The organism is Streptomyces albidochromogenes, from assembly GCF_005981925.1.
In the GTDB taxonomy this organism is placed as follows: Bacteria; Actinomycetota; Actinomycetes; order Streptomycetales; family Streptomycetaceae; genus Streptomyces; species Streptomyces albidochromogenes.
The window spans coordinates 1-11,727 of sequence record NZ_VBVX01000215.1; the positions used below are offsets into that span (position 1 = coordinate 1).

General features: G+C 71.3%; 13 protein-coding genes. 3 read left to right on the top strand and 10 right to left on the bottom strand.

All coding sequences use genetic code 11. The features are described 5' to 3' along the window. Positions 1 to 174: 174 nt before the first annotated feature. From E2E34_RS24025 to E2E34_RS24055, 7 genes are all read right to left on the bottom strand, one after another. Positions 175 to 648, bottom strand: coding sequence for a hypothetical protein (locus tag E2E34_RS24025; protein ID WP_138904001.1), 474 nt, complete (start codon positions 646 to 648; stop codon positions 175 to 177). Positions 649 to 903: 255 nt separating this feature from the next. Further along, the gene (gene ung / locus E2E34_RS24030; protein ID WP_138904002.1) at positions 904 to 1,587 is read right to left on the bottom strand and encodes a uracil-DNA glycosylase; all 684 of its coding nucleotides are present in this window, start codon (positions 1,585 to 1,587) and stop codon (positions 904 to 906) included. Positions 1,588 to 1,656: 69 nt separating this feature from the next. Further along, the gene (locus E2E34_RS24035) at positions 1,657 to 3,237 is read right to left on the bottom strand and encodes an ABC transporter substrate-binding protein (protein WP_138904003.1); all 1,581 of its coding nucleotides are present in this window, start codon (positions 3,235 to 3,237) and stop codon (positions 1,657 to 1,659) included. A 118-nt stretch (positions 3,238 to 3,355) separates the two neighbouring features. Next, entirely contained in the window at positions 3,356 to 4,123 is a 768-nt protein-coding gene (locus E2E34_RS24040; protein WP_138904004.1) for an SDR family oxidoreductase, read from the bottom strand. 30 nt (positions 4,124 to 4,153) lie between these two features. Beyond that, positions 4,154 to 4,915 (bottom strand): 3-oxoacyl-ACP reductase FabG, encoded by a 762-nt coding sequence (gene fabG, locus E2E34_RS24045; protein WP_138904005.1) that lies wholly within the window; start codon positions 4,913 to 4,915, stop codon positions 4,154 to 4,156. Positions 4,916 to 5,073: 158 nt separating this feature from the next. After that, a complete protein-coding gene (locus E2E34_RS24050; protein WP_138904006.1) occupies positions 5,074 to 5,460 on the bottom strand; it encodes a DUF3037 domain-containing protein in 387 nt (128 codons plus the stop codon). After that, positions 5,457 to 6,311, bottom strand: a complete 855-nt coding sequence (locus E2E34_RS24055) for a HipA family kinase (protein ID WP_138904007.1) — start codon at positions 6,309 to 6,311, stop codon at positions 5,457 to 5,459. Before E2E34_RS24055 ends, E2E34_RS24050 begins: the two co-directional genes overlap by 4 nt. Positions 6,312 to 6,515: 204 nt before the next feature. Between E2E34_RS24055 and E2E34_RS24060 the strand changes: the two genes are divergently transcribed. Continuing rightward, positions 6,516 to 6,977: a Rieske (2Fe-2S) protein gene (locus tag E2E34_RS24060; RefSeq protein ID WP_138904008.1), complete on the top strand. Its 462-nt coding sequence runs from the start codon at positions 6,516 to 6,518 to the stop codon at positions 6,975 to 6,977. On the opposite strand, the gene E2E34_RS24065 is transcribed toward E2E34_RS24060, so the two are convergent. Next, a complete protein-coding gene (locus E2E34_RS24065) occupies positions 6,964 to 7,632 on the bottom strand; it encodes a cysteine hydrolase family protein (RefSeq protein WP_138904009.1) in 669 nt (222 codons plus the stop codon). The two genes, E2E34_RS24060 and E2E34_RS24065, sit on opposite strands and share 14 nt — an antisense overlap. A 104-nt stretch (positions 7,633 to 7,736) precedes the next feature. Here E2E34_RS24065 and E2E34_RS24070 point away from each other — a divergent pair, with 104 nt between their 5' ends. Continuing rightward, complete coding sequence (locus E2E34_RS24070) at positions 7,737 to 8,204, top strand: pyridoxamine 5'-phosphate oxidase family protein (RefSeq protein WP_138904010.1); 468 nt, start codon at positions 7,737 to 7,739, stop codon at positions 8,202 to 8,204. Between the two features lie 26 nt (positions 8,205 to 8,230). Here the strand turns inward: E2E34_RS24070 and E2E34_RS24075 are convergent, their stop codons facing one another. Next, positions 8,231 to 9,136 carry a LysR family transcriptional regulator gene (locus tag E2E34_RS24075; protein ID WP_138904011.1) on the bottom strand — a complete coding sequence of 302 codons (906 nt, stop codon included), beginning with the start codon at positions 9,134 to 9,136 and terminating at the stop codon, positions 8,231 to 8,233. 75 nt (positions 9,137 to 9,211) lie between these two features. On the opposite strand from E2E34_RS24075, the gene E2E34_RS24080 reads away from it, so the two are divergent. After that, positions 9,212 to 10,261, top strand: a complete 1,050-nt coding sequence (locus E2E34_RS24080; protein WP_138904012.1) for a DMT family transporter — start codon at positions 9,212 to 9,214, stop codon at positions 10,259 to 10,261. 63 nt (positions 10,262 to 10,324) lie between these two features. Here E2E34_RS24080 and E2E34_RS24085 read toward each other — a convergent pair whose 3' ends face one another. Next, positions 10,325 to 11,662, bottom strand: a complete 1,338-nt coding sequence (locus tag E2E34_RS24085; RefSeq protein WP_138904013.1) for an aminotransferase class I/II-fold pyridoxal phosphate-dependent enzyme — start codon at positions 11,660 to 11,662, stop codon at positions 10,325 to 10,327. Between the last annotated feature and the right edge of the window lie 65 nt (positions 11,663 to 11,727).

Sequence of the window (11,727 nt, forward strand, 5' to 3'; positions counted from 1 at the left end):
CCCGGGCCCCCCGAGGCCGCCGTACCGGTGCCGCGCGTACTGCCCTCCCTGCCCGTGCCCGCCGGGGGCGCGGACGTGTGCGCCCTGGGCGAGGGGTACGGGGGCTGGCAGCACGACAGCGCCCAGGCCCGGATCTGCCGCGAGACCTACGGGCATTGACGTACGCCGGAGCGGTCATCCCGCGTCGGTGAGCCTCCACTCGAGGCGGTCGATGGCCGCCCGCACCCCGTCCCCGTACCCGTCGTCGCCCAGCGCGTCCGACGCCGCCCGCGCCCGCCCCAGGTGGGTGCGGGCGGCGTCCGGGCGGTGCAGTTTCAGGTAGTCGGCGGCGAGGTTCAGATGCAGCGAGGGATAGAAACCACGCACCGCGACCGAGGAGTCGTGCCGGGCCACCCGCGCGTCGGTCAGCCCGTCGGCGGCCGCCAGCGCCCTCAGGTCCCACGCCAGTTCGTCGTGGGCGTCGTCCTGCGCGTCCGCCATGTAGTGCGCGAGCGTGCAGCGGTGGAACGCGTCACCATCCTCGCCGATCTCCTCCCACAGCTCCGCGAGGCGGTTGCGCGCCTCCTCGCGGTCGCCGGCGTGGAGAAGCATGATCGCCTGTCCGATCCGCGTCATCGTGACGTCCTCGGACGCCTCCTGCTGCTCCATCGCCGTTTCTCCTCGCCCGCCGCACCTGCGCGTGAATGCCAATACCGACGATCACGACGCTAGACCGCGCCGCCGGCAATCGGGCTCAGGCTCGGGCGGTCGCCCGTCGGCGCTGCGCCAGGCCGGTGACCGTACGTGGACCCACGGGGCCCCGGCCCGCGCCCGGGCGGCGGAGCGGGCCGTCGGCGAAGGACGGCCCGGCCCCGCCGTACGGGCCGGGCCGGCCCGTACGCCTTCGGGCCCGAAGCGGGCCGATCAGCCCAGGCTCGGGACGGTCCAGTCGATGGGCTGGTGCCCCTGCGCCGCGACCGCCTCGTTGATCTGCGTGAACGGGCGGGACCCGAAGAACTTCTTCGCCGAGAGCGGCGAGGGGTGCGCGCCCTTCACGACCACGTGCCGCTCCTGGTCGATCAGCGGGAGCTTCTTCTGCGCGTAGTTGCCCCACAGCACGAAGACGGCCGGGTCGGGCCGCGAGGCCACGGCGCGGATCACCGCGTCCGTGAACGTCTCCCACCCCTTGCCCTTGTGGGAGTTCGCCTCGCCGGCCCGCACCGTCAGTACGGCGTTGAGCAGCAGGACACCCTGCTCGGCCCACGGCATCAGATAGCCGTTGTCCGGGATCGGGGTGCCCAGCTCCGCGTTCATCTCCTTGTAGATGTTCCGCAGGGACGGAGGCACCTTGACGCCCGGCCGCACCGAGAAGCAGAGCCCGTGGCCCTGCCCCTCGCCGTGGTAGGGGTCCTGGCCGAGGACCAGGACCTTCACACGGTCGTACGGTGTCGCGTCGAGGGCGGCGAAGACCTCCTCACGCGGCGGGTAGACCGGCCCGTCGGCCCGCTCCTTCTCGACGAATTCGGTGAGCTGCTGGAAGTAGGGCTTCTGCAGCTCGTCCCCGAGGACGCCGCGCCAGGACTCGGGCAGCATGTCGGTGTCGGTCACGTCAACAACCTCCGGTAAACGATCAGTTCTTCATCAAAGAACCTACCGTCGGCCACTGACAACCGGCTCCTACCAGCTGGTCTTCTTGTGCAGCTGCCAGACCTGCATGATCGTCTGCGGGTCCAGCGCCCGTTCGGCACCGGCGATCTCGTCGGAGGCGGCGACGTACAGCTTGCCCTGCCACAGCGGCAGCAGACGCACGTCCTCCAGCAGGATCTCCTGGGCCCGCCCGAACTGGTCGCCGACCGCCGCGCGGTCGCTCTCCTGTCGCGTCTTCGGCAGCAGGCTCGCCGTGATCTCCGGGGTGTTGTACGGCGTACCGACGGCGTTGTTCTCGCCGACGAAGGGCGCGACGAAGTTGTCCGGGTCCGGGAAGTCGGGAGACCAGCCTCGGCCGAAGACCGGGTACTCGCCCTTCTGGTAGCCCTTGTAGAAGGCGTTCCAGGGGCGGTGCTTGAGCGTGATCTTGAACAGCCCGGACGCGTCCAGCTGCCGCTTGAGCTCGGCGAACTCCAGCGCGGTGGACGATCCGTACCGGTCGGACGTGTACCAGAAGGTCAGCGGTACCGGCTCGGTGATGCCCGCCTCGGCGAGGATGTTCTTCGCCTTCGGCACGCTCGGCTCGCCGTACGTGTCGAAGAAGCTGGTCGCGTGGCCGGCGACGCCGCTCGGGATCATCGAGTACAGCGGCTCGGCGGTGCCCTTGTAGACCTTGTCGACGAGGGCGCCCCGGTCGACCACCTGGGCGATCGCCCGGCGGACGGCGGGCTTGCGCGCGTTGGGGTCCTTGGGGTTGAAGACCAGGTAGCGGATCTCGGCTCCCGTCGCCTCGACGACCTGGAGCTCCTTCTCCTTCGGCTGGTCCTCGAGGTCGATGACCTGCTCGGCGGTCAGACCGCGGAACGTCGCGTCGATCTCCTTCTTCTTCAGGGCAGCCACCATCACGGCGGAGTCCTGGTAGTAGTGGATCGTGACGGCGTCGTTCTTGAGGTCGGCGAACCCGTCGTACTTCGGGTTCTTCACGAGTTCAGCCATTTTGTCCGGCTGGTACGACGCGAGCGTGTAAGGCCCCGAACCCGTCAGCTGGTTGCCCGTACGGAGCTCGTCCTTCGGGTAGTCCGCCGGGCTCACCATCGACATCGCCGGCGTCGCGAGCACGAACGGGAAGGTGGCGTCCGGCTTGTTCAGGCGGAAGGTGATCTTCCGGTCGCCGCTCGTCTCCACCTCGTCGAGGCTGGTCAGCAGCCCGCTCGGACCTCCCTTCTGGTTGATCGTGAGGATCCGGTCGATCGAGTGCTTGGCCGCCTTGGCGTCCAGCGCCGTCCCGTCGGAGAAGGTGAGCCCCTCACGCAGGGTGCAGGTGTAGACCTTGTTCGAGCTGTCCGTGAAGGCGCACTCCTCGGCGGCGTCGGGCTCGGGCGTGGTGCTGCCCGTCGGGTAGCTCACCAACGTCTGGAAGACGTTTCTGTACAGCTCCCAGGAACCGTCCCACGCACCGGCCGGGTCGAGGGTGCTGGGCGTGCTCGTCGTACCGACAGAGAGCTTCTGCTCGGTGTCGGACTGATCACTGGACAGCATCCCGCATCCGCTCAGCAGGGATATGGACGCAAGGGCTGCAGCGGACTGCAGACATCTGGTCCGGTTGAACACGTGCACGCTCCTCGATCAGCCATGGGTCGGCAGACCATACCGCAGCGCCCCGACGGGTCAACGGGCAGTCCCGGCAGGGCGCTTGGGCATAATCCACAGCAAAAACGGGTAAAGCGACTCAGCCGACGCCAGCGTTCAGGAAGATACCGCCGTCCACGACCAATGTCTGCCCCGTGATCCAGTCCGACTGGTCCGAGGTGAGGAAAGCGGCCGCTCCCCCGATGTCCTCGGGGACGCCCAGCCGTCCCAGCGGGTACGCCGCGGCGGCTTCGGCCTCGCGGCCCTCGTACAGCGCCTGGGCGAACTTCGTCTTCACCACGGCGGGCGCGATCGCGTTGACCCGTACCGCCGGCGCGAACTCGTGCGCCAGCTGGAGGGTCAGGTTGACCATGGCCGCCTTGCTCATGCCGTACGCGCCGATGAAGGGCGAGGCGGAGATGCCGGCGACCGAGGCGATGTTCACGATCGCCCCGCCGTTCTCCTTCTGCCACGCCTTCCAGGTCTGCTGCGCGAACCCGAGCGCGGAGATCACATTGGTCTCGTACGTCTTGCGGGCGACGGCGAGATCCAGCTCCGCGATCGGCCCGAAGACCGGATTTGTGCCGGCGTTGTTGATCAGGAAGTCGACGCGGCCGAACGCCTCCATGGTGCGCTCGACGGCGGCCGCCTGGTGCGCCTCGTCGTGGGCCTTGCCCGCGACGCCGATCACCCGGTCCGCGCCGAGCGCCTCGACGGCCTCCTTGAGCGCGTCCTCGTTGCGCCCGGTGATGCACACGCGGTCGCCGCGGGCGACGAGCGCCTCCGCGACGCCGTAACCGATTCCGCGGCTCGCGCCGGTGATGAGCGCGACCTTCCCGCTGTCCCGTACCTCTGCCTCAGCAGCCATGTCCCTCAGTCCCTCTTGAGTGGTGCGGCGTCAGTTGAGCGGGCCGCCGGCGACGTACATGACCTGGCCGGAGACAAAACCGGCGTCCTCGCCCGTGAAGAAGGCGATGGCGTTGGCGATGTCGTCCGGAGTGCCGACGCGCTGCACGGGGATCTGGGTGGCGGCCGCGGCCTGGAACTCCTCGAAGCCCATGCCGACGCGGGCGGCGGTCTGGGCCGTCATCTCCGTGACGATGAAGCCGGGGGCGACGGCGTTGGCCGTGATGCCGAACTTGCCGAGCTCCTTGGCGAGGGTCTTGGTGAAGCCCTGGAGGCCGGCCTTGACGGCGGAGTAGTTCGCCTGTCCGCGGTTGCCGAGCGCCGAGCTGCTGGAGAGGCTGACGATGCGGCCGAACTTGGCGTCGACCATGTGCTTCTGGCACGCCTTGGCCATCAGGAACGCGCCCTTGAGGTGCACGTTCATCACGGTGTCCCAGTCGGACTCGCTCATCTTGAAGAGCAGGTTGTCGCGCAGGACGCCCGCGTTGTTCACGAGGATCGTCGGCGCACCGAGCTCCGCGGCGACGCGCGCCACGGCGGCCTCGACCTGGCCGCTGTCGGAGACGTCGCAGCCGACGGCCAGAGCGGTGCCGCCCGCCGCGGTGATCTTCTCGACGGTGTCCTTGCACGCGGCCTCGTCGAGGTCGAGTACGGCGACGGCGCGGCCCTCGGCCGCCAGGCGGACGGCGGTGGCGGCGCCAATGCCGCGCGCCGCCCCGGTCACGATCGCGACACGCTGCTCGGTGGTGGACATGCTGGTTCTCCTCGCCCTTGGGTGCGGCCGCCGGGTCACCGGGAGTGAGTTCCCGATCACTGAGCAACCGCTTAGTAGCTTCAGCAGACGTGACGCTAGAAGCCATGGCACCCGGTGTCAACGGCCCGAGGATCCACCCGGTGAATCAGTAGCGGAGATCACCGCACCAGCAGGTCCAGCAGACGCTCGACCTCGGCCTGCGGATCCGCCGTGAGGCCGGTGTGCACCGGCCCCGGCTGGACGACGGTGCTGCGCGGTGCGATCAGCCAGCGAAAGCGCCGCCCCGGGTCGTCGCCGGCCGCCTGACCGGCCGCCTGACCGCCGCCGCAGACGCCCTCCACGGCGCGCAGGGCGGCCCGTACGCCCGCCACGTCGGCGCCGGGGTCCAGCGCCCTCAGCTTGGCCTCGTCGAGGTGCGTCCTGGCGGCGACGAAGGACTTGGCGCGGCAGTAGACGAGCACGCCCGCATTGAACATCTCACCGCGCTCCACCCGCGGCACGACGCGCACCAGCGCGTACTCGAAGACATCCCGGTGGGTGCTCACTCGCCGCCGTCCTTGTCGTGCTCGCCGGTCGTCCGGGTCTTCGGCGTCAGGCGGTCCGCCAGCCAGCCGGGGGCCTGCGACGGCCTGTCCTTCGTCGGCGCGCCGAGCGTGATCCGCTCGTGGATCGTCGCGGCGCGCGGGAGCAGCGCCTCGACGTAGGCGCGGCGCAGCGCGTCGGTGCTCTCGAAGCCGGGCTCGTCGACCAGCCACTCGGCGGGGACCCGCGCGGCGACCTCGGTCAGCAGTTCCTCGGTGACCAGCGGCGCGAGATCGGCAGCCGCGGCCGCGATGTCGGGGCCGAAGGGGGCGAGGACGTGGTCCGAGGCGTTGTACGGCTTGGCGGACGCGCTCGCGGCGGTCGGCCAGTTGTGCTGCCAGATCATGGTGGCGCCGTGGTCGATCAGCCACAGGTCGCCGTGCCAGACGAGCAGGTTGGGGTTGCGCCAGGAGCGGTCGACGTTGTTGATCAGCGCGTCGAACCACACCACGCGGCCCGCCTCGGCCGGGTCCACCTCGTACGCGAGCGGGTCGAAGCCGATCGAGCCGGGGAGGTAGTCCATGCCCAGGTTCAGGCCGCCGCTCGCCTTGAGCAGCTCCTGCACCTCCTGGTCCGGCTCGCCGAGGCCGATCACCGGGTCGAGCTCGATGGTGACCAGCTCGGGGACGCGGAGCCCGAGCCCGCGGGCCAGTTCGCCGCAGATCACCTCGGCGACCAGGGTCTTGCGGCCCTGTCCCGCGCCGGTGAATTTCATGACGTACGTACCGAGATCGTCGGCCTCGACGATCCCCGGGAGCGAGCCGCCCTCACGCAGGGGCGTGACGTAGCGGGTCGCTGTGACTTCGGAGAGCATTTCCCCAGATTACTGCCGTCCTGACGGGCTTTCGATCAGTTATTCGCGCGCCTGGGTGGCTGCCATGGATGCCCGGTGGAGTCCTTCGCCCGTTCGCCCGTGTGCCGGCGAGCAAGAAAATCCTCGGCGGATGAACACCGGTGCCCGGCGCCTCGTACAACACGGCACAGCAGGTCGCCGAAGGGGAGTACGAGCATGACGGGCATGACAGGGTCTCAGGAGACAGGGCGGCTGTTCGGCCGCCGTACGGTGGTCGCCGCCGTGGGCGCCGCCGGGGTCGCCGCCGCGCTGACGGCGTGCGGTGGTTCGGACAGTGGCAGCCCGGCCGGCACCGCTGCCGAGAAGCCCGCGGGCGGCGAGGCCCCGGCGGGCGGCGCCGGCGCGGTGCTCGCGAAGACCGCCGACATCCCGGAGGGCGGCGGCAAGGTCTTCGCCGACCAGGGCGTGGTCGTCACCCAGCCCACGGCGGGCCAGTTCAAGGCGTTCTCGTCGAAGTGCACCCACCAGGGCTGCGCGGTCAAGGACGTCGTCGACGGAATGATCAACTGCCCCTGCCACGGGAGCATGTTCGACGCCACGGACGGCACGGTGAAGGGCGGACCGGCGAAGCAGCCGCTGCCGGCCGCCGCCATCAAGGTCGAGGGCGACTCGATCACCCTGGCGTGACCGCGCCCCCGCCACCGGCCCGTCGCGGGTGCTTCCAGCACGCCAGCACCTCGTCGGTCGTGGTGATCGTCGCGACGAGGGCGAGCGTGTTGCGGATCATCGCGGGCGTGTACTCGGAAGGCACTCCCGCGACGGCGTCCGAGGGGACGACGGCGGTGTAGCCGAGATTGACCGCGTCGAAGACGGCGTTGGGGATCGCCACATTGGCCGACACGCCCGTGACGATCAGGGTGCGGCAGCCGAGGTTGCGCAGGAGCGCGTCGACGTCCGTTCCCGAGAGCGGCGAAAGGCCGTGCAGCCGCCGTACGACGAGGTCCTCGTCCGCGACGTCGATCGGTTCCGCGACGCGCACCGCGGCCGTTCCCGAGAGCTGCTGTACGGGCAGCCGCCGCGCGGCGCGCAGCAGCCGCGCGTTGGCGCTGGAGCCGCGCCCGTCGGGACGCCGTTCCGCCACCGCGTGCAGCACCTGGACACCGGCCTCGTGGGCGGCGGCGACCAGCCGTGCGACGCGCGTGAGGGCGCCCGAGGAGCGCGCTTCCTCGGCGAGTTCGGGAAGCGCGCTGTCCGGGCCGACGACGCCCCGCTGGCATTCCACGGTGAGCAGCACGGTGGTCGCCGGATCGAGCTGCTCCGCGAGCTGTTCGTACGACGGCAAGGCTCCCCCTCGGGTCTGGGCGCGCGAGGCTAACGGGCATTGCGTGATGAGGGAAGAGACCCCATGATTTCTGACACTCAGTCAGGAGCCGTGGAGGGAAGCCGATGACCGCGACACAGCGCAGAGGCCGCCGCATCATGATGACGGACGCCGAGCGGGACGCGTTCCTCACCGAACAGCGCACGTGCCGGGTGGCGACCGTCGCGGCGGACGGCAGCCCGCACGTCGGCGCCCTGTGGTTCGTCTGGGACGGGGAGTCGCTGTGGCTGTACTCGATCACACGCAGCCGCCGCTGGGCGCAGTTGCGCGAGGACGCGCGGCTGGCGGTGGTCGTCGACGACGGCGTGGAGTACGGCGAACTGCGCGGCATCGAACTGTCGGGCACCGCCGTCTTCGTCGGCGAGTCGCCGCGCACGGGAGAGCCCTGCCCCGAACTCGACGTACCGGAGCGGCTCTTCCCGATGAAGTACTTCGGCATGCCGCGGATGCCGCACGACGGCCGGCACGCCTGGCTGCGCCTCACACCGGACGCGGTGGCGTCCTGGGACTTCCGCAAGCTGGGCGCCGTCTGAGCCCGGAGCGCGCGCGGGCCGGGTACTCAGCCGACGACTGCCTCCCCCGCCGCGCACAGGGCGTCGACCGCCGCGCGGATCGACGGCCTCCGGTCGGCGTCGGCACGCCAGACGGCGTACACGTGCCGCCGCATCGCGTGCCGCACCGGTACGACGCGGACCCGGTCCGGCACCGGGCCGCGTCCCAGCCGGGGCGCCACGCACACCCCCAGACCCTCGGCGATCAGCGCGAGCTGGGTGGCGTGCTCCTCGGCGACATGCGCGATCCGGGGCTCGACCCCCTTGCCGCGCAGAGTGAACATCAGCCACTCGTGGCAGAACTCGCCCTCGGCCCAGGTGACCCAGTCGTCGTCGGCGAACTCCTCCAGGTCCACGGCGTCCCGGTCGGCGAGCGGGTGGTCGACGTGCATCGCCACGTCGGCGGGGTCGTGCAGCAGCTCCTGCTTGGCGAGCCCCTCGGGCATGGAGAGCGGCCTGTTGTACCAGTCGAGCACGACGGCGAGGTCGTAGTCGCCGCGCATGACCCCGCGTACCGACTCGTCCGGCTCCATCTCCCGCATCTGCACGCGCAGTTGCGGGTGCTCGACGCGGAGCGCGGAGAGCGCGGCCGGCAGCAGCCCGCGGGCAGCGGTGGGGAAGGCGACGACGGTGAGGTCGCCGACGACACGTCCGCGCTGCGCCTCGATGTCGGACTGCGCCAGCTCGACCTGGGAGAGGATGCGCGCCGCGTGATCGGCGAGCAGCCGGCCGGCGTCGGTGAGGCGCACCCCGCGGCCGTTCTTGGCGAGCAGGGGCTGACCGACCTCGCGCTCCAGCTTGGCCATCTGCTGAGAGACGGCGGAGGTCGTCACATGCAGGCCGTCGGCCGCCCCGCTGACGGAACCGTGCCGGGCGAGGGCGTCGAGCGTACGCAGGCGCTCCAGATTCAACATGTAAGCGATACTAAGTGATCGTCTCCACGAAATCTCGCTTGTGCTAAGAGGTCATGGCGGGCGAGGGTACGAACCATGAGCTTCGTCGCCCTGCGCCGCCGCGCCGCACAGCCCGCCGCCTCCGCGCTGCCCCTCGCCTCCGCCTCCCCCGCCGCCCCTGCCCCGCTCGGCGACGAGCCGCTCGACGACAAGCCGCTCGACGGCGCTGCCACGCCCGACCGGCGCCCGGCTCTCGACTGGCGCATCCGCTTCGGGGTGCTCGCGCTCATCTGGGGTTTCAGCTTCCTGTTCATCAAGGTCGGCACACAGGCGTACGCACCGTTCCAAGTGACCCTGGGGCGACTGCTCTTCGGTACGGCCGTGCTCGCCGCCGCGATGGCCGTGAAGCGGGTCGGGCTGCCGCGCGGCGCCCGGACGTGGGGCCATCTCGCCGTCGCCGCGTTCTTCCTCAACGCCCTGCCGTTCTCGCTCTTCGCCTACTCCGAGCTGACGATCCCCTCCACGCTGGCCGGCATCTGCAACGCCACCTCGCCGCTGTGGGGCATGGCGCTCTCCCTGGTGGCCTTCTCCGAGGACCGCCCGACCCGCCGCCGCGTCGCGGGGCTGGGCATGGGCTTCATCGGCGTACTGACCGTGCTCGGCGCCTGGCAGGGCTTCTCGGGCCTCGACTTCGGCGGTACGGCGATGGCGCTGCTGGCCTCGCTCAGCTACCCAGTGGGCTGGATCTATCTGCGCCGCACGCTGGCCGGCACCGGCAACTCGGCGCTCTCCATGACCGGCGCCCAGCTCCTGCTCGGCACGGTCCAGCTCGCCGTGGTGACCCCCCTGTTCACGAGCGTGCCGACCTCGTTCCCCGTCGTCCCCCTGCTCGCGGTGCTGGCGCTCGGCGCGCTCGGTACGGGCTTCGCGATGCTGCTCCAGTACGACCTGGTGGCAGAGGTGGGCCCGACGACCGCCCAGATGGTCACCTACTTCGTTCCGGTGATCGCCACGGTCGCGGGCGTCACCCTGCTCGGCGAGCACCTGAGCTGGAACACCCCCGTGGGCGCGCTCATCGTGCTGGCCGGGGCGGCCCTGACCCAGAGCCGACCCCGGCGCCGGACCGCGGCCCCGACCAGCCCCTGAGCCGGCGCCGGGGTCGGACCCATGCCCGTCGGGTCCGTGCGATGCCCGGCCCGGCCGGTCCCGTCACCCATGACGCCGGCCGCCCGACGGCGGCCCGGCCGCGGCGGCGACGGCGTCGGCGAGCGGGCCCACATCGGCCGGCGTCATCGCCGCCACCGTCAGCCGCACGCCCGGGGGCGCGGCCATCCGGAACCGCGCCCCCGGCGCGACAGCCCATCCCGCGTGCAGCAGCCGCGCCACCACGCCGGTCTCGTCCGCCACCGGCACCCATACGTTCAGCCCGCTGCGCCCGTGCGCCTCGACCCCCCGCTCCTCCAGGGCCCGTATCAGCGCGTCGCGCCGGCGACCGTACTCGCGCGAGACGGCCCGTACGTCCACGGCGCCCGCCTCCCACAGCTCGACGACCGCCCGCTGCACCAGCCGGCTGACCCAGCCGGGGCCGAGCCGCTGGCGCCCCACGACCCGGTCCACCGTGACCGCGTCGCCGGTCATCATCGCGAGCCGCAGATCGGGCCCATACCCCTTGGCGACGGACCGCACGAACACCCAGTGGTCAGTCACTCCTCCGAGCGGCCGCACCGGGAGATCGACGATGGCGTGCCCGTGGTCGTCCTCGATGAGCAGGACGCCCGGGAACATCATCAGGACGCCCCGCAGTTCCTGGGCCCGCGCGACGCTCACCGCCGCACCGGTGGGGTTCTGCGCCCGGTCGGTGATCACGAGCGCCCGGGCTCCGCCGCGCAGCGCCCGCTCGACGTCACCGGGCAGCGGCCCCTTGTCGTCGAGCCCGACCGGTACGGCCGTCAGTCCGAGCGCCGGGACGAGGTCGAGCAGGCTGCTCCACCCCGGGTCCTCGACCGCCACCGCGTCGCCCGGTTTCAGGTGCGCCGCCAGTACGCGCTCGATCGCGTCCAGCGACCCGGACGTGACGGCCAGGGGCCCGCCCGGCACCCCGTCCGCGTCGAAGGCGGCCCGCGCGAGCCGCGCGAACTCCGGATCGAGGGGATCCTGCCCGTACAGCACGGGCCGCTCCGCGTTGCACCGCACCGCGGCCGCGAACGCGTCGTGCAGCGGCGGCAGCAGCGCGGGGTCGGGATTCCCCTGGCTCAGGTCCCGCACGCCGGGCGGTACGTCGACCCTGATCGAGTCCCGCGCCGTACTGGCCGGCCGGGGGCGCACCCGGCTGCCCCGGCGGCCCGAGGTCTCGATGACCCCCCGCTCGCGCAGCGTCCGGTACGCCGCCGCGACCGTATTCGGATTGACCCCCAAGTCCGCCGCCAACTCACGCATGGGCGGCAGAAGTTGACCGGGCTCCAGCTCCCCGGACCCCACCGCTCGCTCCACACTCGCGGCAATCTCCGACGCACGCCGCCCACTGATCCGATACTCTCGCCCTAGCACAAATCAAACTATGCACTAGTGCAATGGAGAACGCAATGCCGGACACCACCTCATACGCGCCGTCC